We start from the raw sequence: 22,389 nt of genomic DNA, 5'->3' as shown, positions 1-22,389 counted from the left end.
TCAGGGGGGCCGCGCACCTGCGCAATTCCGGAAGGAAGGCCATGGCCATGGACGCCGTCTCCGTCATCCGCACCAAGCGGGACCGCGGAGAGCTGACCGACGAGCAGATCGACTGGGTCATCGACGCGTACACCCGCGGGGAGGTCGCCGACGAGCAGATGTCCGCGCTCGCGATGGCCATCCTGCTCAACGGCATGAACCGGCGGGAGATCGCCCGCTGGACCGCCGCGATGATCGCTTCCGGCGAGCGCATGGACTTCTCCTCGCTGTCCCGCCCGACCGCCGACAAGCACTCCACCGGCGGCGTCGGCGACAAGATCACGCTGCCGCTGGCGCCCCTGGTGGCGGCGTGCGGTGCCGCCGTGCCCCAGCTGTCCGGCCGCGGCCTCGGCCACACCGGCGGCACCCTCGACAAGCTGGAGTCCGTCCCGGGCTGGCGGGCGCTGCTCTCCAACGAGGAGATGCTGCACGTCCTCGACACCACCGGAGCGGTGATCTGCGCGGCGGGCGACGGCCTGGCCCCCGCGGACAAGAAGCTGTACGCGCTGCGGGACGTCACCGGCACGGTCGAGGCGATCCCGCTGATCGCCTCCTCGATCATGTCGAAGAAGATCGCCGAGGGCACCGGTTCGCTCGTGCTGGACGTCAAGGTGGGCACGGGCGCCTTCATGAAGACGATCGAGGACGCCCGCGAACTGGCCTCGACCATGGTCGGCCTCGGCACGGACCACGGGGTGCGGACGATCGCGCTCCTCACGGACATGGCGACCCCGCTCGGCCGCACGGCCGGCAACGCCCTGGAGGTCCGCGAATCCGTCGAGGTACTGGCCGGCGGCGGCCCCGCGGACGTGGTGGAGCTGACCCTCGCGCTGGCCCGGGAGATGCTGGCCGCGGCGGGCATCAAGGACGCCGACCCGGCGAAGGCGCTGGCCGACGGCTCCGCCATGGACGTCTGGCGCCGGATGATCGCGGCCCAGGGCGGCGACCCCGACGCCCCGCTGCCCACGTCGCGCGAACAGCACGTCGTCACGGCCCCGGCCGGCGGTGTCCTCACCCGCCTCGACGCCTACGACATCGGCGTCGCCGCCTGGCGCCTCGGCGCGGGCCGCGCCCGCAAGGAGGACCCGGTGCAGGCGGCGGCCGGCATCGAGCTGCACGCCAAGCCCGGCGACACGGTGACCGAGGGCGCGCCCCTGCTCACCCTGCACACCGACACCCCCGAACGCTTCGCGTACGCGCTCCAGGCGGTGGCGGGTTCCTACGACATCGAGGCACCGGGTACGGCCTTCACGGCGCCGCCCGTGGTGCTGGAACGTATCGCCTGACCAGCGGTTTCCTCATTCGGGTGAACGGGACCGGCGCACCTGTGCCGGTCCCGTTCGGCGTGCACGATCCAGGTCATGGCTGGGACGACCTGGTGCGGTTGTGGGCGGAAATGGAATGGCCCGAGGGCAGCAAGGTGGAGATCATCGAGGGGATCGTCACCGTGCAGCCTCGTTCCGCGAACCATCACTGCCTGATCGCGTCACGCATCCAGCGCCGCCTGTATTCCGTGATCCCGGAAGACTGGGGTCTCTTCCAGCGACTACCCCTTGCCGTGCCCGAGCGTGCGGGCATGCTCCTCCCGGACATCGTCGTCATCCCGCAGAGGGAGTGCCTGAAAACGGGCGTCCATGTTCCCGCCGCCCTCGCTGAACTCGTCGTAGAGATCACCGCCACCTCCGACGCCCGCCATGACCGCGTCACCAAGCCCGCCGCCTACGCCACCGCGGGCATCCCGCTCTACCTGCTCGTCGACCGCTGGGCCCCCGGCGGCCCCACCGTCACCCTCTACGGGGAGCCGAAGGGCGATGTCTACCGGGTCCTGCGCGGCGTCAAGTTCGGTGATCCCGTCGAGCTGCCGGAGCCGTTCGGTCTCACGATCGACACCGGCGAGTTTCCTGCCGCGCGGTAACGCCTCTGGGTGCCGATGAGTTGGGGGTGTTCCGGCGGTCTGACAGTACGTGGATGCCAGGACACCGGCCGTGCTCGTGCTGACCGGCCCCGTCGCCCGGGACGAGGTGACGGGGCACTGCGACGACCTGCGCGGGCTGCTGGAGGTCACCGGGCTAGGGATCGTCATCGTGGATGTGGCCGGGCTCGGCCCGCCGGGGCTCTGGGCGGTGGAGCTGCTGGCCCGGCTGGAGCTGACCGCCCGCCGGGCCGGTGTGCGGATACGGCTGCGGAACGCCGGCCCCGCGCTACGCGCCCTCCTCGACCTCGTCGGCCTCCGCTTCCAGCTGGAGCGGCAGGCCGAACAGGGGGAACCAGCGAGCGGTGTCGAGGAAGCAGTGCAGACCGCTGATCCCGCCCTCTGACACCTCCAGCACCTGCACCGCCCAGGCGCTGAAACCGCCCTTCTCCGGGTCCGGCTTGTAGTGCGCGAAGGCCGGCAGGCCGTTGGCCTCGACCGGCCGCAGCCGGGACCCCGCACAGGCGGAGCCGAGGGTGGTCATGAAACCGGTCATGTCGGCCGGGCCCCGCAGCCACAGGTCGAACGGCGGCATCGTCATGACGGCGTCCTCGTGGAGCAGGGCCGTGAGCGCCGTCATGTCGTACCCCTCGAACGCCTTCACATAGCGCTCCAGGAGTCTTTGCTGCTCCTCGTCGAGCGGGTCGGAGACGGCCGCCTCCGCGCCCTGGTCCGCCCGCTCGGCGAGCGTCGCGCGGGCCCGCTGCAGGGCGCTGTTGACGGACGCCACCGTGGTGCCGAGCAACTCGGCGACCTCGCTCGCCCTCCAGGCCAGCACCTCACGCAGGATCAGCACCGCCCGCTGTTTGGGCGGCAGCTGCTGCAGGGCGGCCATGAAGGCGAGCCGGACCGACTCCTTGGCCACGGCTGCCTCCGCCGGGTCGTCGGTGCCGGGCAGTACACGGGCGTCGGGCATGGGCTCCAGCCAGGTGTTGTCCGGGCGGGGGGCGAGGGCCGCCTGGGCGAGCGGCGTCGCATCGGTCAGGTCCATGGGCCGCGCCCGCTTGCTGCCCGCTTTCAGCATGTCCAGACACACGTTCGTCGCGATCCGGTACAGCCACGAGCGGAGGCTGGAGCGGCCCTCGAACTTCTCGTAGCTCCGCCAGGCGCGGACCAGGGTGTCCTGCACGGCGTCCTCGGCCTCGAAGGAGGACCCGAGCATGCGGTAGCAGTACCCGGTCAGCTCGACCCGGTGTTTCTCCAGTGCGACGTCGAGATCCGTCGTCGCCGTGCTGTCGCTCATCGTCCACCCACCCCTGTGGCCGTTCCCTGTTCGCGCCTTTGCGCCCAGCACTCCGGAAGCTACCGCAGCCCACTGACAATGGCCCCTCGAGCCGGTAAACGCCCAGGTCGGACCGATTGCTTTCAGGAAGGTCGCCGTACTGACCGCAATCCGGGTGCCGGCACCGTGACGGATTCGGGCCAGGGCGGGCCACCGTGCGTGCCCACGGGCGGACGGAGCGCGCCTAGGGGCCGCGGTCCCCGAACCGAACGGGACGGGCGGCCTCAGCGGGTGGCCGGCACCGGCTCGCTCCGGGCGGCGAGCCGGGCCGCGCGGGAGCCGAAGGCCGTGATCGTCACGACGCCGACGACCGCGAGCACCCCGACCCCGACCGTCCCGGCCCAGCCGCTCGCGTGGAAGGCGACGGCGCCCACGGTGCTGCCCGCGCTGGAGCCGACGTAGTACGCGGACTGGTACAGGGCCGCCGCCTGCGCCCGGCCGTGTGCCGCCGTCTTGCTGACCGCCGAGGACGCCACCGCGTGCCCCGCGAAGAAGCCCGCCGTGATCAGTACCAGGCCCAGCAGGACCAGGAGGAGCGTGGGCGCCAGGGAGAGCAGCAGGCCGGCCGCGGTCGTGCCGCCCGCCAGGTACAGGGCGCCCCGCCGGCCGAGGCGGACGACCAGCCGGCCCGCCGTGGACGCCGACACCGTGCCGACCAGGTACACCAGGAAGATCGAGCCGACGATGCCCTGCGGCAGCCCGAACGGCGCCTCCGTCAGCCGGTAGCCGATCACCGTGTACACGCCGCCGAACACCGTCATGAACAGCGCGCCGATCGCGTACAGGCGGCGCAGGAGCGGGTTCGCCAGGTGGTCGCGGACCGCGCGCGCCAGGACGCGCGGGCGCAGCGAGCCCGGCTTGAAGTGCCGCGGCGTCGGCAGCAGCATCCGGAACGCCACCGCGCAGCCCACCGCGATCAGGCCGATCACACCGACGGCGACCCGCCAGCCCCACTCCTGGGCGACCCAGCCGGTGATGACCCGGCCGCTCATCCCGCCGACACTGTTGCCCGCGACGAACAGCCCGATCGCGGTGATCAGCGCCCGTGGCCTGACCTCCTCGGCCAGGTACGCCGTCGCCGAGGCGGGCAGCCCGGCCAGCGCCGCGCCCTGCACCGCGCGCAGCGCCACCAGGACGCCGAGCGAGGGGGCGAACGGGACCAGTACGCCGACGGACACCGCCACCGCCAGCGAGGCCGTCATCACCGTACGGCGGCCGAAACGTTCCGACAGGGCGCTCATCGGCAGCACGAACAGCGCCAGACCGCCGGTCGCGGCCGCCACCGTCCAGCTCGCCTCGCTCGCCGTCACCCCGAACTCGCCGGAGATCAGCGGCAGCAGGGCCTGCGTGGAGTAGAGGAGCGCGAAGGTGGCGACACCGGCGAGGAAGAGGGCGAAGCTCATCCGGCGGTAGCCGGGGCCGCCCGGGGTGAGACGGGAGTCGGAGTCGGCGGTGGGAGCGGGGTCGGGGGCGGCGGAAGCGGTCGGGACGGCGCCCACGGCGGTGGGCGCCCCGGTACTGGCGGGAGACATGCCTCGACGCTACGGAGCGGCCGCTCATCCGTCCAATGCATGGAATCGGCATAATCGTTCCCATGGTGCATCAGCAAAGGCCAGAGCCACGTCTGTCACCGTCCAGTGACACAGAAGACATGACCGACATGGCGAAGCTGCTCGCTCCGCGGCTCGCCTATTTCGCCGCGGTCGCCCGTACCGAGCATGTGACGCGGGCGGCGCTGGAGGCGCAGGTTCCGCAGTCCACCCTCTCCCGGGCCATGGCCCGCCTCGAACAGGACCTCGGCGTCGACCTCTTCGCGCGCCGCGGCCGCACCCTGTCGCTCACCCCGGCCGGCCGCACCTTCCTGGCCTCCGTGGAACGCGCTCTGGCCGAGATCGGACGGGCCGCCGACGAGGTGCGCGCCGATGCCGACCCGGCCTCCGGCAAGGTCGCCTTCGGGTTTCTGCACACCATGGGCGCCGAGACGGTACCCGGCCTCATCCACGAGTTCCGCGCCGACCATCCGCGCGTGCGGTTCAGTCTGGTCCAGAACTACGGCGAGGCCATGCTGGAGCGGTTGCGCGCGGGTGACCTCGACCTCTGTCTGACCTCGCCGGTCCCGGACGCGCCCGATCTGGTGGCGCGCCGCTTGGACGAGCAGAAGCTCCGCCTGGTCGTGCCCGCCGACCACCGCCTCGCGAGCCGCCGCCGGATCCGGCTCGCGGAGGCCGCCGACGAGGCCTTCGTCACCCTGGAGCCCGGCTACGGGCTGCGCCGCATCACCGACGCCGTGTGCAAGGAGGCGGGCTTCAAGCCCCGGATCGCCTTCGAGGGGGAGGAGGCGGAGACCCTCCGGGGGCTGGTGGCTGCGGGTCTCGGGGTGGCCCTGCTGCCGCCGCCCGCGGTTCCGCGCCCGGGCGTGGTGGAACTGACGGTGACGGCCCCACGGGCGGTACGGGAGATCGGCGTCGCCTGGCTGGACGGCCACCCCGACACCCCACCGGTGACGGCATTCAAAAAGTTCCTCTTGTCAAAACGCGGCAACCTGCTCCCCTGACCCGACGACCGAGAGCCGGCCCCTGTGACGGACGGGACGGAGGGCGTGCTTCCGCGCCTCAGCGTCTGCCCCGGGCCTGGTTGCCCCGGGCGGCTTCGCTGTTGGGCGAGTCATGTGGGCGGACCCGTCGGTCCGAGGCCGGGCGTCGGCGCTGTCGTGATGATCGGTGCGCCGGACGGCGTGCGTGCCCGCGTCCGGGCGTGGGCCTCGGCGCGGTGGGGGACCGGGCCGGGTGTGCCGCGTGGAGCGGTCTGCCCGACTCGGCCCGGCCGCGGGGGCGCGTCCGTTGGTCCGGGGGCGGGCGTTGGTGCTGTCGTGAAGACCGGCGTAACCGGACGGCGTGCGCGCCCGCGTCTCAGTGTCGGCCCCGCCGTGACGAAGGACCGGCCGTGCTGTCGGTTCCGTTGGTCTGGGCGGCTTTGTTGTCAGGCGAGCATGGGTGGAGGTGGCCGCCTCCGCCGCCTGGTGTCAGCCGTGGTGCAGGGAGCGGCCGAAGCCGGTGGCCAGGGGCATGCGCAGGCCGATGGGGGGTGGTGCGGCCAGTGCGTCCTCCACGGGGCGGGACAGCGCGTGTCCGAACAGCGCCCCCATCGCGAAGTCCGCGGCGAGCGCCAGCACTTCGGCCCGGTGCTGATGCAGCCCGTGCCCGTCGGAGTGCACCTCGAAGCGGCACACGTCCCGGTTCGCCTTCTTCGCGCGGGCGGCCAGCCGGAACGACAGCTCCGGGTCGGCCCGCTCGTCGTTCGTGCCGTGCACGATCAGCACCCGCCGCCCCATCAGCTGCCGCACCGGCTCCTGCGGCGCCGCCACGTCCTCTTCCGGCAGCCACGGGGCGATGGCCACCAGGGAGTTGACCGCCTCGTGGCCCCCCGCGCGGAGCGCCGCCCGGCCGCCCATGCCGACCCCCACCAGACACACCGGCACATCGCCGTAGCGGCGTACGACCTCGTCGGCCGCCCAGGACGCGTCCCGCGCGAGATCCGCCTCGCTGCCGTTCCAGCCGCGGCAGCGGTAGTGGACGGCGTGGGTCGCCAGCCCCTCGCCGCGCCCCGCCCGCGCGAACGTCCGGCCGAGCGCGCGCACGAGCGCCGTCGCCCACACGGGCGACGGTCTGCGCGCGGAGACCTCCTCCCCGCCGGGCAGGAGCAGCACCGCCCCGCTCACCGCCGTCGGCTCCTGGCCGACTGCCCTTCCCAGCCTGGCCGTTCGCAGCGGCGTCAGATGCTGTGCCATGGCAGAACAGTGTCAGAAGCAACGGTGTACGCGACCCGTCCGTGCGGTCACCTTTGCGTATCGACGGAAACCCGGGACGAGTGATCTACGCGCGTAGGAGTTAGAGTGCGGAAATGACGAGCCAGACTGCACCGAGCGGGAACGTCCCCACGCCCGACCAGATCCGCCGGGCCCCCAAGGTCCTGCTGCACGACCACCTCGACGGCGGCCTCCGCCCCGGCACCGTCGTCGAGCTCGCCCAGGACGCCGGCTACTCCCAGCTCCCCGAGACCGATCCCGGCAAACTCGGCATCTGGTTCCGCGAGGCCGCCGACTCCGGCTCCCTGGAGCGGTACCTGGAGACCTTCAAGCACACCGTGGGCGTGATGCAGACCCGCGACGCGCTGGTCCGGGTCGCCCGCGAGTGCGCCGAGGACCTCGCCGCCGACGGCGTCGTCTACGCCGAGGTGCGCTACGCCCCCGAGCAGCACCTGGAGAGCGGGCTGAGCCTGGAGGAGGTCGTCGAGGCCGTCAACGAGGGTTTCCGGCAGGGCGAGGCGCTGGCCAGGGAGAGCGGCCACCGCATCCGGGTCGGCGCCCTGCTCACCGCCATGCGGCACGCAGCCCGCGCCCTGGAGATCGCCGAACTCGCCAACCGCTACCGGGATCTGGGCGTCGTCGGCTTCGACATCGCCGGCGCCGAGGCCGGCTACCCGCCCACCCGGCACCTCGACGCGTTCGAGTACCTCAAGCGCGAGAACAACCACTTCACCATCCACGCCGGCGAGGCCTTCGGACTGCCCTCCATCTGGCAGGCCCTCCAGTGGTGCGGCGCCGACCGGCTCGGGCACGGGGTGCGGATCATCGACGACATCCAGGTCCACGAGGACGGCTCGGTGCGGCTCGGGCGGCTCGCGTCGTACGTGCGGGACAAGCGCATCCCGCTCGAACTGTGCCCCAGCTCCAACCTCCAGACCGGGGCCGTCGCCTCCTACGCCGAGCACCCGATCGGGCTCCTGCGCCGGCTGCACTTCCGGGCCACCGTGAACACGGACAACCGGCTGATGTCGCACACCAGCATGAGCCGGGAATTCGAGCACCTCGTCGAGGCATTCGGTTACACGCTCGACGACATGCAGTGGTTCTCCGTCAATGCGATGAAATCAGCGTTCATTCCTTTCGATGAACGACTGGCCATGATCAATGACGTCGTCAAGCCCGGATATGCGGAACTGAAGTCCGAATGGCTGTTCCAGCAGACCGCCTCCACCAGCGGTTCTGTCGCTCGGGAGGGCTGAATACACCAGGATGCGGCGCACGGAACGCAGACGGGCTTCACCATCCGTCCGCATTTCGATGTTTGCGGCGGACGGCCCGCGGTGTTTACGGTCGTGGACCGCTGATCCCCGTCATCACATGCAAGGACGCATTCCCCATGAAGCAGTCTGCTGTCAGGACCCTCGGTGTCGCCGCCCTCGGTGCCGCCTTCGCCGCGGCCGGCGCGGGTGCCGCCGACGCGGCCCCGGCCGTCCCGGACGCCACCCAGGCGCTCGACGGCATCACCCGGACGCTGCCGGCCGAGAACGTCGCCACGGCGCTGCCGGGTGCGGGTGAGGCGCTCGCCCACGGGCAGGCGGCCGTCGGTGCCGGGCTGGCCGCCGCCCAGCCCGCCGCCGAGCAGGTGCTCGCCCAGGGCCCGACCGCGCCGGTCGCCGGCCTGCTCGGCGGGCTGCCGGTGCAGGACCTGCCCACGCAGGGCCTGCCGGTGAACGGCATTCCGCTCGGCTGAGCCGGACTCCACGACGCGCCGTCGGGGCACACCCCCTCCTCCCGGGGTGCGCCCCGACGGCGTTCCCCTGCGCGGACCGCGCCGGGCGGCTACCAGGCCGCCGTGGAGGACTTCTCCTCCGAGGGCAGCAGGATCCACAGGGCCAGGTAGAGCAGGAACTGCGGGCCCGGCAGCAGGCAGGAGACCAGGAAGATCACCCGCATCGTCGTCGCGGAGGTGCCGAAGCGCCGTGCCAGCGCTGCGCACACTCCGCCGAGCACGCGGCCGTGGGTGGGGCGGGCGAGGGCAGTCATGTCGCCACTCCTTCTTGATCGCTCGGTCGCCTGGGGGGTGGCCTGAGCCGCCCCTTCGGCTTCCTCGTGGCCGGCGTGTGGGGAAAGGCGCTCTCGCGCGGCCCTTGCCGCCCGCCGGTGTGGGCTCGGCTGCCCATCTGTCCGCAACGTTACGGAGCGGCGAACGGCGGGGCGTCGCTCTACGGTGCGATGCCGACCCTGGGAATCGTCGGGGTCCGGCCCTGAGTCGTTTCCTCCTGATGGAGGGGCGCACGCCGGACGCGCTCGCCCCTGCGGCGGAGCCAGGAGCGGCCCGCCGGGACCACGGCGAGATGCGCCAGTGCCACGCCCACGGTGTTCAGCAGCAGCGAGTCCACGTCCACGACCCGGCCCGGGACGCCCGTCTGCAGCAGGGCGATGCCCAGCGAGAGCAGGGCGCCCGCCGCCGCCGTACGGAGCAGGGAGGCGAGCGGGGAGGCGGTGAGCCGGCCGTGCGCCATCGGCAGCAGCACGCCCAGCGGCGCGAGCAGGGCGAGTCCCTCGCCGATCCGCCGGGCCGCCTCCGGCCGGCCCAGCGCCAGATCGGCCCGGATGCCGGCGAGCGGGTGCAGATTGGCGGGCATCACCCAGGGGACGTTCAGGGGGCGCAGCATCAGCCAGGCGACGAGCGCGAGATGCGCGACGAGGAGGACACTCCCTGTCACCCGGATGCGGATCGCGGCGCTGCCGCCGATGGAGCCTTGACGCTGCACGCCCCCCTAGACGCGCCCCCACGCACGATCGGTTCCGGATCGGCCCCGTGCGGGCGGGTGAGGTGTGCGACACAGCCGCGGGGCCTGCGGCGCGCCCGGGGCCGTGCGCCGTCGCCGTCCCTCAGCCGCCCGTCACCTCGCTGGACGGCGGCCGGGCGGTGCCCGGCCGGGAGCGGACGTCGTCGCTGCATTCGTACCGGCGCGGCCGCTCGCCGCCCGGCCCGCCCAGCACCACCGAGCCGTCGCCCTCGGCCGCCGTCGAGTCGGAGAACGTGCAGATGATCTGGGCGAGCGCGTACGAGGTGAGCTGCTCGGGGGCCGTGCTCAGCCGCAGCGTGTCCTCGGGGTCGGAGGACCGCGGCCCGCTCACGCTCGTGCCGCCGCGGACGTAGGTCGCATAGCCCGCGTTCCGCTCGCTGTCGGACGGCGTCCGGGCGAGCTGGTCCAGCAGCCCCTGCGCCACGAGCACCCGCCGCCGGGCGTCCGCCGTGCCGTCGGGGACGCGCACCGTCCGGTCCACGGTCACCAGCGACGCACCGCACAGCAGGAAGACCTGCACGGGCATGCCCAGCGCGGTCTGCGCCGACACATCCGGTTCGGACAGCGAACACGGCACCCGTGAGGGCGCCCCGCCGAAGTCCGTCGGCACCTCCGTGGGCCGGATCCCGCAGCCGGCGAGCAGCACGGCGAGCACGGGGACGGCCAGCAGCCGCCGTACGGTCATCACGCCTCCCCCTTGCCGTCGCCGGCATCGCCGTCGTCGGCGGCCGGGCCGGTCTCGTCGGCCGGTTCCGTCAGCTCGGCGGCGTCCCGGGGCAGCCGCAGCGTGAACACCGCGCCGCCCTCGGGCGAGTTGGCGGCGGTGATCTCGCCGCCGTGGATGTGAGCGTTCTCCATCGCGATGGACAGGCCGAGGCCGCTGCCCTCGGAGCGCGGGCGGGAGGCGCTGGCCTTGTAGAAGCGGTCGAAGACGTGCGGCAGGACGTCCTCGGGGATGCCGGGCCCGTGGTCGCGGACGGCGATGACGATCTCGGAGCCCTCCGCGCCGGCCACCCGCACCGAGACCCGCACCGGCGAGCCGCCGTGCTTGAGCGCGTTGCCGATCAGATTGGCGAGGATGACATCGAGGCGGCGCGGGTCGAGAAGCGCGTGGATGCCGCGCTCGGCGTCCAGCTCCACCGCGTCCAGCCAGGCGCGGGCGTCGATGCAGGCGGTGATCTGGTCGGCGATGTCCACGTCGTCCAGGACCAGCCGGGCCGTGCCCGCGTCGAAGCGGGTGACCTCCATCAGGTTCTCGACCAGGTCGTTCAGCCGCCGTGTCTCGCTCACCACCAGCCGCACCGCGGGCTCGATCATCGGGTCCATGCTCCCGGCCTCCGAGTCCAGCTCCTCCTCCAGCACCTCCGTCACGGCGGTGATGGCAGTCAGCGGCGTACGCAGCTCATGGCTCATGTCCGCGACGAAGCGCCGGGATGGCTCGTCCCGGGCGGCCATGTCGGCGACCCGCTTCTCCAGCGCCTCGGCCGCCTTGTTGAACGTCCGGGAGAGATCGGCGAGTTCATCGGTGCCGGACACCCGCAACCGGGTGTCCAGCCTGCCCTCGCCGAGCCGCCGGGCGCCCACGCCCAGCCGGTGCACCGGCTTCAGCACGGTCGTCGCGGCGGCCTGTGCGAGCAGCGCCGAGCCGATCAGCGCGAGGCCCGTGGCGATGCCCAGCGACCAGGCGAGGGAGTTGAGGTCCTTCGCCTCGGGCTCCAGCGACTTGAGCATGTAACCGGTCGGGCCGCCGCCGATCACCTTCGTGCCGGCCACCAGATACGGGGTGCCGTGGTCGACGATCCGCTGCCAGTACAGGTGGTGCGGGGACTTGTTGCCGTCGCCCACCGGCTGCCGCTTGTCCACGGCGGCCCGCAGGGACCGGGGAACGTCCTCCAGCGCGAATCCGCTCAGCCCGCCCGAAGTGCCGTACACCGTCCGGCCGTTCGTGTCCTGGCCGACCAGCAGCACGCTGAAGCGCTGGCTGCTGCCCGCCATCTGGCCCGCCGTGCGCTGCAGTTCGTCCTGGGTGGGGTGCACGGGCAGCGCACTCGCACGGTTCTGCATCTCCTGCTTGAAGTCCCGCAGCGCCGCGTCCTGGGCCCGGGTGAGCACGGCCTCCCGGTTGAGCCAGTAGGCGATGCCCGAGGCGGACACCGCTGCGGTCAGCGCGACCAGCCCGAAGACCACGACCAGCCGCAGCCGCAGACTGGTGAAGCGCAGCCGTGACAGGACTCCCTTGCGACCCGCGGCCCAGCCGCGGAACCCCCCTTGTGCCGTCGTCACTGAGGAGCGTCCAGGCGGTAGCCGACACCACGGACGGTACGGATCAGCGTCGGGGACGACGGCACGTCCTCGACCTTGGCGCGCAGCCGCTGGACACACGCGTCCACCAGCCGTGAGTCACCGAGGTAGTCGTGCTCCCACACCAGCCGCAGCAGCTGCTGCCGGGACAGCGCCTGGCCGGGCCGCCGGCTCAGCTCCAGCAGCAGCCGCAGCTCGGTCGGGGTGAGCTGGAGGTCCTCGCCGTTCTTGGTCACGGTCATCGCCGAGCGGTCGATGACGAGGCTCCCGAACGTCGCCGAGTCGCTGGCCTCCCGTTCCCCGCGCCGCAGCACGGCCCGGATCCGGGCGTCCAGCACCCGCCCCTGCACCGGTTTGACGACATAGTCGTCGGCGCCCGACTCCAGCCCGACCACCACGTCGATGTCGTCGCTGCGCGCGGTCAGCAGGATGATCGGCAACTGGTCCGTGCGCCGGATGCGCCGGCACACCTCGAACCCGTCGATGCCGGGCAGCATCACGTCCAGCACGATCAGGTCCGGCCGCTGTTCACGCAGCAGTTTCAGACCGTCCTCGCCGGTGGCAGCGGTGGCCACCCGGTGTCCCTGGCGCGTCAGTGAGAGCTCCAGGGCCGTACGGATGGCGTCGTCGTCCTCGATCAGCAACAGGGAAGGCACGGGGCTCATTCTGGCCCATGGAGGGGGTGTCGTACGACCGGTGGGGCCCGCCGGGGCCCGGAAACCTCGATACCGTCACACCCTGTGCACTCTCTGTAATTCAACCGTGCCGGGCCCCTGTGACAGGTCTGTGACAGTCGGCGGACACGGCCATGAAGTCCCCTGGGCAAGATTTTCGGCACAGGCAAGGAAGCAGGCCGAACACCGAAGTCCACGACAGGGGGCGCGAGATGAACACGCTGCACGGCATGAGCACCAGCGCAGTCGTCACGCGTCTGCATGACGTGAACCGGGGTTCAGAGAAGTCCGGTGCCGAGGGGAGTCCCTCCCGCACGAACGCGTTCGAGCGTGGGGGAGCACGGGGGTGCGCTCGCGGCACCGGGCGTCAGCACACCGCGTACATCTCGGTGGTTGACGCTCGTACGGGGGGAAGCACGACGGGGGTCACGGGGGCCCACGGGGGAGCCGCGTACAGGGAGGACTCGGGGGAGCGCCGCTCGCTGACAGAGGCGGAGTTCACCGCCTATGTCAGCGAGCGCCGCGCCTCCCTGTACGCAACCGCCTATCACCTGACCGGTGACCGCTTCGAGGCCGAGGACCTGCTGCAGAGCGCGCTGTTCTCGACGTACCGGGCGTGGGACCGGATCAGTGACAAGGCGGCGGTCGGCGGATACCTCCGCCGCACCATGACCAATCTGCACATCAGCGCCTGGCGGCGCCGCAAGCTCAACGAGTACCCGACCGAGGAACTGCCGGAGACGCCCGGCGAGACGGACGCGATGCGCGGCACCGAGCTGCGCGCGGTCCTGTGGCAGGCGCTGGCCCGGCTGCCCGAACTCCAGCGCACCATGCTGGTCCTGCGCTACTACGAGGGCCGCACGGACCCGGAGATCGCGGACATCCTCGGCATCAGTGTCGGCACGGTCAAGTCCAGCATCTGGCGGTCGCTGCGCCGGCTGCGCGAGGACGAGGTCCTCAGCCTCGGCCGTGACGAGGAGAGCGCCTTCGGGGAACTGGTCGCCTGAAGGCTGGGGGGAACGGGGAACGGGGGGCCGTGAGTTCGGGGGAACTCACGGGAACGGGGGCAAGGGGGACACGGGGGGACAGGGGGAGGGGGAGGAACGGCGGGACTGGAGGGCCGGGGGGTCCGTCCAGTCCCGCTTCTCCCGTTTCCGGCGCGTGCGGCTCTCTGCCGCGGCGGCGACTACGCCGGTGTCTGCGTCTGTGCCGGAGGTGCCTGATCCTGTGCCGGTGTGCCGGGCGGCGGTGCCTGGCGTCGCTCCGCCGCGGCGGCCAGCCGGCCCAGCGCCTCGTCCCGGTCGCAGGCGTGCGCGCCCAGTGACACCTGGCGGGTGACGATCGACCGCTCCGCGCGCATCAGCCGGACCCCGCGGCGCAGCAGGAACGGCACCGACTTGCGGCTCTCCCTCAGATCCCGCAGGAAGCGGCGCCGGAAGGTGGTGAGCGGGCCACGGCTCAGGCACAACGCGTCGGCCAGCAGGCCGAGTTCACGGCAGCGCAGCACGATCTCCGCCGCGAAGATGCCCTCCGCCACAAACAGGGGCGCGCGCCCGATGCGCAGCGCCTCCTCGCCGGTGCGCGCGCTCTTCGCGATGTCGTACACCGGCACGCCCGTCGACCCTGTGGCGCACAGCCGGGCGATGGCGTCGACGGCGACGTCCGCGTCCCAGGACCGCGGATGGTCCCAGTCGATGTCCGAACTCCCCGCCACCAGCGGCAGCGTCGGGTCGTCGCCCTCCTTGTAGAAGTCGTCGAGACGCAGTACGGGCAGCCCGGAACGGGCGGCGACAAGGGACTTGCCCGAGCCCGAGGGGCCGCACAGCAACACCACACGGGCGGGAGACGGGGGATGAATGCTCACGGAACACCAGTTTGACGCATGATGCGGTCCTTGCCGACCCCGTGGGTCGGCATTGGAACGCGGCTCACACCTCAACTACCCTTCGTGTCGACATCATTACCCTGTGCACCGGAAGGTGGCGTCCACGATGGCCCGACACAGCTCCTTGCAGCACCCCACCGCACAGCGCGCGCTGATCGCCCTCGCGACCGCCTCGGCGGCCCTGGGCGCGGGCGCGGCGACGGCGTCCGCGGCCACCGCACCGGTCATGGACGCGCCGCTCCGGTCGGCCTCGCTCGGCCACGCCGACCCGCAGGCGGGACTGACGGCCCTCACCGACTCGGTCCGCCATGTCACAGGACCGGTCGCCGGACTCAAGCCCAACCCGCTCGCGGGCACCGGCGTCGACCCCCTCGACAACGGCGTCGGCACCCAGCTCGCCGACTTCAAGCCGCTGACCTCGCGGACGCTGACCGCTCCGATCGCCCAGGCGCAGTCGCTGGGCAGCCTGCCCGTGGCCGGGCAGCTCCTCGGCGCGCTGGGCCGCTGAGGAGCCCGGAAGGGGCGCGGGGAACTGCGTCGCCGGCCGCAGGCGGCCTGCGGACGACGGCAGTTCCCCGCCGGAACCGTCGGTGAGCCGGGTGCCCGTCAGTAGGAAGAACCGGCCGCGCCCAACGCCCCCGTCGGGTGCCACACCGTCTTCGTCTCCAGGAACGCCGTCATCCGCTCGGTCCCGGGCGTCCCGGAGTAATCCACAGCCTGTGGACGAAGGACCCGCTTCAGATTGTCCGCCGCCGCGATCTCCAGCTCCTTCGCCAGCGCCTCGTCGGCGCCCGCGAGGTCGATCGCGTTGACGTCCTGGTGCGCGGCCAGCGGCGCCGCGATCTCCGCCGTACGCCCGGAGAGCACGTTGACGACACCGCCGGGCACGTCCGAGGTGGCCAGCACCTCGGCCAGGGACAGCGCCGGCAGCGGGGACTTCTCGCTCGCGGCCACCACCGCCGTGTTGCCGGTCGCGATCACCGGGGCGAGCACCGACACCAGGCCGAGGAAGGACGACTCCTGCGGGGCCACCACGGCGACCACGCCCATCGGCTCGGGGGAGGACAGGTTGAAGAACGGGCCCGCGACCGGGTTGCCGCCGCCCACCACCTGGGCGATCTTGTCGGTCCAGCCCGCGTACCAGACCCAGCGGTCGATCGTCGCGTCCACCACGGCCACCGCCTCGGCCCGCGGCAGGCCCTCGGCGTCGGCGACCTCGCGCACGAACTGCTCCCGCCGGCCCTCCAGCATCTCCGCGACGCGGTAGAGGACCTGGCCCCGGTTGTACGCGGTCGCGCCCGACCAGCCGCCGAACGCCTTGCGCGCGGCCACCACCGCGTCCCGGGCGTCCTTGCGGGAGGAGAGGGGAGCGTTCGCCAGCCACTTGCCCGTCGAGTCGGTCACTTCGTACACCCGGCCGCTCTCGGAACGCGGGAACTTGCCGCCCACGTACAGCTTGTAGGTCTTGAGGACGGACAGTCGTTCGTCAGACATCGAGGTACGCCTCCAGGCCGTGGCGGCCGCCCTCGCGGCCGAAGCCCGACTCCTTGTACCCGCCGAACGGCGAGGCCGGGTCGAACTTGTTGAACGTGTTGGACCACACGACACCGGCCCGGAGCCGGCTCGCGACCGCCAGGATCCGCGAGCCCTTCTCCGTCCAGATGCCCGCCGACAGGCCGTACGGCGTGTTGTTGGCCTTGGCGACGGCCTCCTCCGGGGTGCGGAAGGTGAGGACCGACAGCACCGGGCCGAAGATCTCCTCGCGGGCGATGGTGTGCGCCTGGGTGACGTTCGTGAAGAGCGTCGGGGCGAACCAGTAGCCCGAGGACGGGAGTTCGCAGGCCGGGGACCAGCGTTCGGCGCCCTCCGCCTCGCCCCGCTCGGCCAGCGCGCTGATCCGGGCCAGCTGCTCGGCGGAGTTGATCGCGCCGATGTCCGTGTTCTTGTCGAGCGGGTCGCCGAGGCGCAGCGTCGACAGACGGCGCTTGAGGGACTCCAGCAGCTCGTCGTGGATCGACTCCTGCACCAGCAGCCGGGAGCCGGCGCAGCAGACCTGGCCCTGGTTGAAGAAGATGCCGGTCACGATGCCCTCGACCGCCTGGTCGATGGGGGCGTCGTCGAAGACGATGTTCGCGCCCTTGCCGCCGAGTTCGAGGGTGAGCTTCTTGCGGGTGCCCGCGACCGTGCGGGCGATCTCCTTGCCGACGGACGTCGAGCCGGTGAAGGCCACCTTGGCGACGTCGGGGTGCGCGACGAGGTCGGCGCCGGTCCGGCCGTCGCCGGTCACGATGTTCACGACACCCTGGGGCAGGCCCGCCTGCCGGCAGATGTCCGCGAAGAACAGCGCGGACAGCGGGGTCGTCTCTGCGGGCTTGAGGACCACCGTGTTGCCGGTGGCGAGCGCCGGGGCGATCTTCCACGCCAGCATCAGCAGCGGGAAGTTCCAGGGGATGACCTGGCCGGCCACGCCCAGCGGCTTCGGCGACGGGCCGAAACCGGCGTGGTCCAGCTTGTCCGCCCAGCCCGCGTAGTAGAAGAAGTGCGCGGCGACCAGCGGGAGGTCGGCGTCGCGGGTCTCCTTGATCGGCTTGCCGTTGTCCAGCGTCTCCAGGACCGCGAGCTCGCGGCTGCGCTCCTGGACGATGCGGGCGATGCGGAAGAGGTACTTGGCGCGCTCGGCACCGGGCAGCGCCGACCACTTCTCGAACGCCCTGCGGGCGGCCTGCACCGCCCGGTCGACGTCCTCGGCGGTGGCCCGGGTGTACTCGCAGAGCACTTCCTCGGTGGACGGAGAGACCGTCTTGACCAGATCCCCGCCCGCGCTCTCGGTGAACTCCCCGTCGATGAAGAGGCCGTACGACGGGGCGAGGTCGACGATCGCGCGCGACTCGGGCGCGGGCGCGTACTCGAATGCCATGAGTCAGTCCACCGTTACGTAGTCGGGGCCGGAGTAGCGGCCGGTGGCCAGCTTCTGACGCTGCATCAGCAGATCGTTCAGGAGCGAGGACGCGCCGAAGCGGAACCAGTGGTTGTCCAGCCAGTCCGCACCGGCGGTCTCGTTGACCAGGACGAGGAACTTGACCGCGTCCTTGCTGGTGCGGATGCCGCCCGCGGGCTTCACCCCGACCTGGACGCCGGTCTGGGCGCGGAAGTCGCGCACCGCCTCCAGCATCAGCAGGGTGTTGGCCGGGGTCGCGTTGACCGCCACCTTGCCCGTCGACGTCTTGATGAAGTCGGCCCCGGCCAGCATGCCGAGCCAGCTCGCCCGCCGGATGTTGTCGTACGTCGACAGCTCGCCCGTCTCGAAGATGACCTTCAGCCGCGCACGCGCACCGCAGGTCTCCTTCACCGCGACGATCTCGTCGTACACCTTCGAGTACTTCCCGGCGAGGAACGCGCCGCGGTCGATGACCATGTCGATCTCGTCGGCGCCCGCGGCGACGGCCTCGCGCACGTCGGCCAGCTTGACGTCGAGCGCGGCACGGCCGGCCGGGAAGGCGGTGGCGACCGAGGCGACCTTGACGCCGGAGCCGGCGACGGCCTCCTTGGCGACGGCCACCATGTCGGGGTAGACGCAGACGGCCGCGGCCGCCGGGGTGGTGCGGTCCGTCGGGTCCGGGTGGACCGCCTTGGCGCCGAGCGCCCGGACCTTGCCCGGGGTGTCCGCGCCTTCCAGCGTCGTCAGGTCGACCATCGAGATGGCGAGGTCGATGGCGTACGCCTTCGCGGTGGTCTTGATGGAACGGGTGCCGAGCGAGGCGGCGCGCGCCTCCAGGCCGACCGTGTCGACGCCGGGCAGCCCGTGCAGGAAGCGGCGCAGCGTGCTGTCGGACGCGGTCACGTCGGCGAGAGCCTGCGCTGTGGGAGCAGAGGTGGGCATGGTCACCAGACGAGCATATCTACGCGCGTAGCGGCTGTACACCCCCCGGAACCGCCCCGATCACCGGGCCGGGCCCCGTCGCCCGCCCCGGTACCGGGGACGAGCAGCGCCGACGGCGTCGTGCAGAATCGGGACCATGACGACCCCGGACCACCAGCCTTCCGAGCCGCAGCCTCCGGCGCCCACCGCCGAGGACCGGATCCACCGGTCGCCCGCGGCGATCGCCGGCGGGGTGGTGATGCTCGCCATCATCCTGTGGCTCGGCTTCGACGCGCTGTTCAACGGGCACGGCCGGACCCCCTGGCTGGCGCTCGCCGCGCTGATCCTCGTCGTGCCGCTCGTGGTCGCCTTCACCCTGCGCCCGGCCGTGTACGTGGGCGAGGACCGGCTGCGGGTGCGCAACCCGTTCCGGGTGATCACCCTGCCCTGGGGCGAGATCGCCGCCCTGCGCTCCGGCTACTCGAACGAGGTCGTCGCGAAGTCCGGCACCAAGTACCAGCTGTGGGCCGTCCCGGTGTCGCTGCGGGCCCGCAAGAGGGCCGCCCGGCGGCAGGCGCGGGCCGAGGCGGCGGCGCACGACGGCGGCCGGTCCGGCGGGCCGGGCACCAGGGCCGGCGCGGGCCTCGGTCTCGGCCGCGGCGCGCGCGGCGGCGGCGAGCCGTCCGTGCCGGCGCGGGCTGAGGCCGACCAGATCATGGAGGACCTGCGCGAGACGCTGGAGCGCCGGGGGCAGGAGCCGAGTGCCCAGGGCGAGATCGCGGTCCGCTGGGCGTACGAGATCGCGGCGCCGGCGGTGGCCGGGGCGGTCCTGCTGGTGATCCTGCTCGCGGTGGGCTGATCTCGCTCACCGCAGTCGGGGCCGGGCCACCCCCACGGGTGGCCCGGCCCCGGTCGTGCGGAGGCCGGTGTCGCTCAGGGGTCAGCGCACGTCGACGAAGTCGCCCTTGGAGACGGCGGCCGCGGTGCCGGCGGTGCCGGCGTAGGACCAGCGGTAGTCACCGTCGACGAGCGCGCGGACGGTGGCGGAGACGGTGCCGTCGGCGGCGGTGTTGACGGTCTTTACGGTGGTGTAGGTGGCGCAGCCCTTGGGACGGAACTGCAGCTTCACGGGCTGGCCGGCCGCCGCGGCGGCGTACGTGCCGGTCGCCCAGTCCGCGTTCTGCACGCCGCCGGTGACCGTGAGGTTCTTGCCCCACTTGACCCGCTCGGGGGCGTTGACGGAGACCTGGGTGTCGCGCTGTACGGAGAAGTCGGCTGCGTCGGACAGGAACACCGCGTCGATGTCGGCGGAGATCGCGTAGGCGCTGACGTGCCAGGTGCCGGCGAGCGAGCTGTCGGCGGGCGTCGTGCCGGGCTTGAGGTCGAAGGTCAGGGTGCAGGTGGTGGTGGCGTCGGGGGTCGGGCCGCAGGCCGCGGTCGAGGACACGGAGGCGTCGGGGTTGCTGTACGAGCCGCGGTAAAGGGTGGCGTCGACCTCCGTGAGACCGGCCGGGTCGGTCGCGGTGACCTCGACGGTGACGGTTCTCTCGGTGTTGCCGACGACCACGGGGTTGCCGCTGTTGACGACGACGCTGGTGATGTCGGTGTCGCCGAACCTGTCGTCCGCGTGCGCGGCCGGAACAGCGAGAGCGGACAGGGCCACGACGCCGCACGCGGCGACGGCAGCAGGGTAAATGCGCATGCGAATTCCTCAAGTTGTACGCCACGACCCGCCAATTCCCGGTCGGCGAGCCCGAATTGACGAGTGCAGCGTACTCACCCTGTGGGGATTTAGGAACGTTTTTGGCGACGGAGTGAAGGAGATCGCCGTTTTCCCGCTAAAAGAAGTGCGGCCGAATAACGGGTGCGCCGATTCCATGGAAAACCGAAGGGAAAATTCGACTGGAATTTCAGCGGACCTGGCGACCACCTACGCGTACCGCGGCCCGGCCGCGGCCGTGGTGGCCTCGTCGTCCAGCTCGCGCGCTCGCCCTACGGCACCCATGTGAACGAGGGGCAACTTTCCGGTGAAGCATGGTGGGTGCGGTAAAGAGAGGGCAATCGTTGTCAATCGCGTCTCACTACTCTGCGGATGCCGCATGAATGACGAGCCGTCGTCGACCCATGCGGCCTTCCTGACGACGGGAACCGCAGGGGTGGGGATGGATGGCGGCAAGACAGGGGGGCGCGGCCGTACCCGGCACGCGCTGTCAGATAGACATATCCGCAGACGGAAGTTACCTGTGGCGACTCACCGCCACGAACGGTCGGGTGATCGCCGTGGCGGCCCTGACGTACCGCAGTTACGAGGAGTGCCGAACGGCGTTCGAGCAGATGTGCGCCGACGTGGCGGGGTTATCCGGGGGTGTGCATCACACCTCTGAAGGAAACGGCTGGGTCTGGCGGCTGCGTGACCCGGCCGGCGGTGCCCTGGCCGTGTCCTCGCGCGCCTACGAGCGCCACTCGACGTGCCAGGCCGCCTACGAGCGGTTCCGGGCGCTGCTGGCCGAACTGGGATCGGCCGGCGTGATCGCGTGGGAGGACACCCACTGACCGGGCCTGTCGGCTAGACGATTTCACCTGCGTACAAGGGGTCCGGGCCCGCCGCACCGGCGGGCCCGGACCCCTTCGCGCGCTCGCATCGCCGCGTTCACGTCAAACCCGGAAGTTGCCTGTTGGGGGCGCCTCGTTCACCTTTGCGTGCGCAGCAGTCCACCGGGCCTCAGGAGCGTCGACACATGTGACGACGCGAATGCATGAGCGACCTGTGACTCCGGTGGACGACCCACCGAGACGTCTGTACGCCGACCAGGGCGTGGCCGACCGCTTATTCCGAGGTGTGCTGCGCGGGGGCGGCACCCTGGTGCTCGCCATCATGCTGCTCGTCGGCGGCTTTCTGACGTACCGGGCCTGGCAGGCGCTGTCGGTCGCGAAGTGGGGCTTCATCACCACCGAGACCTGGGAGCCCGAAGGCGGCAACTTCGGCATCGCCGCCGTGCTCGTCGGCACGATCCTCGTCGCGCTCGTCGCCATCGTGTTCGCCGTACCGCTGGCCCTCGGCACCGCGCTCTACATCTCCGAGTACGCCCCGCCGAGGATCCGCCAGACCCTCATCAGCATCGTGGACCTGATGGCCGCAGTGCCCTCGGTGGTCTACGGACTGTGGGGCCTGTTCTTCTTCCAGGGGAAGGTGGTCAGCCTGTCGCGCTGGCTCGCCACGTACTTCGGCTGGATACCGGTCTTCGAGGTCGACGGCGCCGATCCGCGCGACCCGCTCGCCACCGCCACCGTCTACACCTCCTCCACCTTCATCGCCGGCATCGTCGTGTCCCTGATGGTCGCGCCGATCATCTGCTCGGTGATGCGGGAGGTGTTCTCGCAGGCCCCGGTCGGCGAGCGGGAGGGCGCGTACGCGCTCGGGGCGAACCGCTGGGGCATGATCCGCAGCGTCGTCCTGCCCTTCGGCAAGGGCGGCATGATCGGCGGCACCATGCTGGGCCTGGGCCGGGCGCTCGGCGAGACCATCGCCGTGTACCTGATCATCTCGCCGGTGTTCACGATCCAGCCGCACATCCTCCAGAACGGCACCAGCTCGGTCTCCTCGCTGATCGCCCTGCGCTACGGCGAGGCGAGCCCCATCGGAATGTCGGCGCTGATGGCCGCGGGCCTCGCGCTCTTCCTGCTGACCCTCGTCGTCAACTTCGCCGCGTCGTCGATCGTCGCCCGCAGCCGTTCCGGCGCGGCGAGCGACTCCTGAGG

Annotated in this window: 24 protein-coding genes; 11 read left to right on the top strand and 13 right to left on the bottom strand. The window is 71.9% G+C overall.

Annotated features, from left to right (window positions below):
• The first annotated feature begins 41 nt into the window (after positions 1-41).
• The 3 genes from CTZ28_RS02135 (at position 42) to CTZ28_RS02125 (ending at position 2,357) form a co-directional block, all read left to right on the top strand.
• Entirely contained in the window at positions 42-1,325 is a 1,284-nt protein-coding gene (locus tag CTZ28_RS02135; RefSeq protein WP_121887440.1) for a thymidine phosphorylase, read from the top strand.
• Between the two features lie 20 nt (positions 1,326-1,345).
• Entirely contained in the window at positions 1,346-1,954 is a 609-nt protein-coding gene (locus CTZ28_RS02130) for a Uma2 family endonuclease (protein WP_259471425.1), read from the top strand.
• Positions 1,955-2,024: 70 nt separating this feature from the next.
• Positions 2,025-2,357, top strand: coding sequence for an STAS domain-containing protein (locus tag CTZ28_RS02125; protein WP_259471424.1), 333 nt, complete (start codon positions 2,025-2,027; stop codon positions 2,355-2,357).
• Here the strand turns inward: CTZ28_RS02125 and CTZ28_RS02120 are convergent.
• Both CTZ28_RS02120 and CTZ28_RS02115 read right to left on the bottom strand, forming a co-directional pair.
• Entirely contained in the window at positions 2,241-3,254 is a 1,014-nt protein-coding gene (locus tag CTZ28_RS02120; protein ID WP_121887437.1) for a sigma-70 family RNA polymerase sigma factor, read from the bottom strand. The genes CTZ28_RS02125 and CTZ28_RS02120 overlap by 117 nt on opposite strands.
• 263 nt (positions 3,255-3,517) lie before the next feature.
• The gene (locus CTZ28_RS02115; protein WP_121887436.1) at positions 3,518-4,825 is read right to left on the bottom strand and encodes an MFS transporter; all 1,308 of its coding nucleotides are present in this window, start codon (positions 4,823-4,825) and stop codon (positions 3,518-3,520) included.
• A gap of 62 nt (positions 4,826-4,887) precedes the next feature.
• Here CTZ28_RS02115 and CTZ28_RS02110 point away from each other — a divergent pair, with 62 nt between their 5' ends.
• Positions 4,888-5,847: a LysR family transcriptional regulator gene (locus CTZ28_RS02110; RefSeq protein WP_121887435.1), complete on the top strand. Its 960-nt coding sequence runs from the start codon at positions 4,888-4,890 to the stop codon at positions 5,845-5,847.
• 468 nt (positions 5,848-6,315) lie between these two features.
• Here CTZ28_RS02110 and CTZ28_RS02105 read toward each other — a convergent pair whose 3' ends face one another.
• Complete coding sequence (locus CTZ28_RS02105; protein WP_121887434.1) at positions 6,316-7,080, bottom strand: alpha/beta hydrolase; 765 nt, start codon at positions 7,078-7,080, stop codon at positions 6,316-6,318.
• A 113-nt stretch (positions 7,081-7,193) separates the two neighbouring features.
• Between CTZ28_RS02105 and CTZ28_RS02100 the strand changes: the two genes are divergently transcribed.
• Both CTZ28_RS02100 and CTZ28_RS02095 read left to right on the top strand, forming a co-directional pair.
• On the top strand, positions 7,194-8,357 hold the full coding sequence (locus CTZ28_RS02100; protein WP_121887433.1) for an adenosine deaminase: 1,164 nt from the start codon (positions 7,194-7,196) through the stop codon (positions 8,355-8,357).
• Between the two features lie 137 nt (positions 8,358-8,494).
• Positions 8,495-8,848 carry an ATP-binding protein gene (locus tag CTZ28_RS02095; protein WP_121887432.1) on the top strand — a complete coding sequence of 118 codons (354 nt, stop codon included), beginning with the start codon at positions 8,495-8,497 and terminating at the stop codon, positions 8,846-8,848.
• Positions 8,849-8,937: 89 nt separating this feature from the next.
• Here the strand turns inward: CTZ28_RS02095 and CTZ28_RS02090 are convergent, their stop codons facing one another.
• The 5 genes from CTZ28_RS02090 to afsQ1 all read right to left on the bottom strand — a co-directional run bounded on the left by CTZ28_RS02090 (position 8,938) and on the right by afsQ1 (position 12,868).
• Complete coding sequence (locus CTZ28_RS02090; protein WP_121887431.1) at positions 8,938-9,141, bottom strand: PspC domain-containing protein; 204 nt, start codon at positions 9,139-9,141, stop codon at positions 8,938-8,940.
• A gap of 179 nt (positions 9,142-9,320) precedes the next feature.
• Positions 9,321-9,872: a VanZ family protein gene (locus tag CTZ28_RS02085; RefSeq protein ID WP_121887430.1), complete on the bottom strand. Its 552-nt coding sequence runs from the start codon at positions 9,870-9,872 to the stop codon at positions 9,321-9,323.
• Positions 9,873-9,993: 121 nt separating this feature from the next.
• Entirely contained in the window at positions 9,994-10,596 is a 603-nt protein-coding gene (locus CTZ28_RS02080) for a hypothetical protein (protein ID WP_121887429.1), read from the bottom strand.
• Positions 10,596-12,194 (bottom strand): sensor histidine kinase, encoded by a 1,599-nt coding sequence (locus tag CTZ28_RS02075; protein WP_121887428.1) that lies wholly within the window; start codon positions 12,192-12,194, stop codon positions 10,596-10,598. Before CTZ28_RS02075 ends, CTZ28_RS02080 begins: the two co-directional genes overlap by 1 nt.
• A complete protein-coding gene (gene afsQ1, locus CTZ28_RS02070; RefSeq protein WP_121887427.1) occupies positions 12,191-12,868 on the bottom strand; it encodes a two-component system response regulator AfsQ1 in 678 nt (225 codons plus the stop codon). The genes CTZ28_RS02075 and afsQ1 overlap by 4 nt, the downstream gene beginning before the upstream one ends.
• 230 nt (positions 12,869-13,098) lie before the next feature.
• On the opposite strand from afsQ1, the gene CTZ28_RS02065 reads away from it, so the two are divergent.
• Positions 13,099-13,893 (top strand): SigE family RNA polymerase sigma factor, encoded by a 795-nt coding sequence (locus CTZ28_RS02065; protein WP_121887426.1) that lies wholly within the window; start codon positions 13,099-13,101, stop codon positions 13,891-13,893.
• A gap of 179 nt (positions 13,894-14,072) precedes the next feature.
• Here CTZ28_RS02065 and CTZ28_RS02060 read toward each other — a convergent pair whose 3' ends face one another.
• Positions 14,073-14,750, bottom strand: coding sequence for a uridine kinase family protein (locus tag CTZ28_RS02060; RefSeq protein WP_259471423.1), 678 nt, complete (start codon positions 14,748-14,750; stop codon positions 14,073-14,075).
• Between the two features lie 127 nt (positions 14,751-14,877).
• Between CTZ28_RS02060 and CTZ28_RS02055 the strand changes: the two genes are divergently transcribed.
• Entirely contained in the window at positions 14,878-15,279 is a 402-nt protein-coding gene (locus CTZ28_RS02055) for a hypothetical protein (protein WP_121887425.1), read from the top strand.
• Between the two features lie 98 nt (positions 15,280-15,377).
• Here the strand turns inward: CTZ28_RS02055 and CTZ28_RS02050 are convergent, their stop codons facing one another.
• Genes CTZ28_RS02050 through deoC form a run of 3 tightly spaced genes read right to left on the bottom strand, consistent with a single transcriptional unit; the run spans position 15,378 to position 18,651 of the window.
• Positions 15,378-16,265, bottom strand: a complete 888-nt coding sequence (locus CTZ28_RS02050; protein ID WP_121887424.1) for an aldehyde dehydrogenase family protein — start codon at positions 16,263-16,265, stop codon at positions 15,378-15,380.
• A complete protein-coding gene (locus CTZ28_RS02045; protein WP_121887423.1) occupies positions 16,258-17,688 on the bottom strand; it encodes an aldehyde dehydrogenase family protein in 1,431 nt (476 codons plus the stop codon). The genes CTZ28_RS02050 and CTZ28_RS02045 overlap by 8 nt, the downstream gene beginning before the upstream one ends.
• A 3-nt stretch (positions 17,689-17,691) precedes the next feature.
• Positions 17,692-18,651, bottom strand: a complete 960-nt coding sequence (gene deoC / locus CTZ28_RS02040) for a deoxyribose-phosphate aldolase (protein ID WP_121887422.1) — start codon at positions 18,649-18,651, stop codon at positions 17,692-17,694.
• 136 nt (positions 18,652-18,787) lie between these two features.
• Between deoC and CTZ28_RS02035 the strand changes: the two genes are divergently transcribed.
• Entirely contained in the window at positions 18,788-19,489 is a 702-nt protein-coding gene (locus tag CTZ28_RS02035) for a PH domain-containing protein (RefSeq protein ID WP_121887421.1), read from the top strand.
• An 81-nt stretch (positions 19,490-19,570) separates the two neighbouring features.
• On the opposite strand, the gene CTZ28_RS46805 is transcribed toward CTZ28_RS02035, so the two are convergent.
• Positions 19,571-20,332: a calcium-binding protein gene (locus CTZ28_RS46805; protein WP_183154213.1), complete on the bottom strand. Its 762-nt coding sequence runs from the start codon at positions 20,330-20,332 to the stop codon at positions 19,571-19,573.
• Between the two features lie 464 nt (positions 20,333-20,796).
• On the opposite strand from CTZ28_RS46805, the gene CTZ28_RS02025 reads away from it, so the two are divergent.
• Positions 20,797-21,183, top strand: a complete 387-nt coding sequence (locus CTZ28_RS02025) for a DUF1508 domain-containing protein (protein ID WP_121887420.1) — start codon at positions 20,797-20,799, stop codon at positions 21,181-21,183.
• Positions 21,184-21,406: 223 nt separating this feature from the next.
• The gene (gene pstC / locus CTZ28_RS02020; RefSeq protein WP_259471422.1) at positions 21,407-22,387 is read left to right on the top strand and encodes a phosphate ABC transporter permease subunit PstC; all 981 of its coding nucleotides are present in this window, start codon (positions 21,407-21,409) and stop codon (positions 22,385-22,387) included.
• Positions 22,388-22,389 lie beyond the last annotated feature (2 nt).

Source organism: Streptomyces shenzhenensis, assembly GCF_003688995.1.
GTDB classification, from domain to species: Bacteria; Actinomycetota; Actinomycetes; order Streptomycetales; family Streptomycetaceae; genus Streptomyces; species Streptomyces shenzhenensis_A.
The sequence above is the reverse complement of the archived record's forward strand: the minus strand, read 5'-3'. Positions and strand labels throughout refer to the sequence as shown.

What these genes read in the sequence shown, in the direction of transcription:
- CTZ28_RS02135 (WP_121887440.1), top strand. Translation starts at nt 42, where the DNA reads ATGGCCATGGACGCCGTCTCCGTCATCCGCACCAAGCGGGACCGCGGA.
- CTZ28_RS02120 (WP_121887437.1), bottom strand. Translation starts at nt 3,254, where the DNA reads ATGAGCGACAGCACGGCGACGACGGATCTCGACGTCGCACTGGAGAAA.
- CTZ28_RS02115 (WP_121887436.1), bottom strand. Translation starts at nt 4,825, where the DNA reads ATGTCTCCCGCCAGTACCGGGGCGCCCACCGCCGTGGGCGCCGTCCCG.
- CTZ28_RS02110 (WP_121887435.1), top strand. Translation starts at nt 4,888, where the DNA reads ATGGTGCATCAGCAAAGGCCAGAGCCACGTCTGTCACCGTCCAGTGAC.
- CTZ28_RS02105 (WP_121887434.1), bottom strand. Translation starts at nt 7,080, where the DNA reads ATGGCACAGCATCTGACGCCGCTGCGAACGGCCAGGCTGGGAAGGGCA.
- CTZ28_RS02100 (WP_121887433.1), top strand. Translation starts at nt 7,194, where the DNA reads ATGACGAGCCAGACTGCACCGAGCGGGAACGTCCCCACGCCCGACCAG.
- CTZ28_RS02095 (WP_121887432.1), top strand. Translation starts at nt 8,495, where the DNA reads ATGAAGCAGTCTGCTGTCAGGACCCTCGGTGTCGCCGCCCTCGGTGCC.
- CTZ28_RS02090 (WP_121887431.1), bottom strand. Translation starts at nt 9,141, where the DNA reads ATGACTGCCCTCGCCCGCCCCACCCACGGCCGCGTGCTCGGCGGAGTG.
- CTZ28_RS02080 (WP_121887429.1), bottom strand. Translation starts at nt 10,596, where the DNA reads ATGACCGTACGGCGGCTGCTGGCCGTCCCCGTGCTCGCCGTGCTGCTC.
- CTZ28_RS02065 (WP_121887426.1), top strand. Translation starts at nt 13,099, where the DNA reads ATGAACACGCTGCACGGCATGAGCACCAGCGCAGTCGTCACGCGTCTG.
- CTZ28_RS02055 (WP_121887425.1), top strand. Translation starts at nt 14,878, where the DNA reads ATGGCCCGACACAGCTCCTTGCAGCACCCCACCGCACAGCGCGCGCTG.
- CTZ28_RS02050 (WP_121887424.1), bottom strand. Translation starts at nt 16,265, where the DNA reads ATGTCTGACGAACGACTGTCCGTCCTCAAGACCTACAAGCTGTACGTG.
- CTZ28_RS02045 (WP_121887423.1), bottom strand. Translation starts at nt 17,688, where the DNA reads ATGGCATTCGAGTACGCGCCCGCGCCCGAGTCGCGCGCGATCGTCGAC.
- deoC (WP_121887422.1), bottom strand. Translation starts at nt 18,651, where the DNA reads ATGCCCACCTCTGCTCCCACAGCGCAGGCTCTCGCCGACGTGACCGCG.
- CTZ28_RS02035 (WP_121887421.1), top strand. Translation starts at nt 18,788, where the DNA reads ATGACGACCCCGGACCACCAGCCTTCCGAGCCGCAGCCTCCGGCGCCC.
- CTZ28_RS46805 (WP_183154213.1), bottom strand. Translation starts at nt 20,332, where the DNA reads ATGCGCATTTACCCTGCTGCCGTCGCCGCGTGCGGCGTCGTGGCCCTG.
- CTZ28_RS02025 (WP_121887420.1), top strand. Translation starts at nt 20,797, where the DNA reads ATGGCGGCAAGACAGGGGGGCGCGGCCGTACCCGGCACGCGCTGTCAG.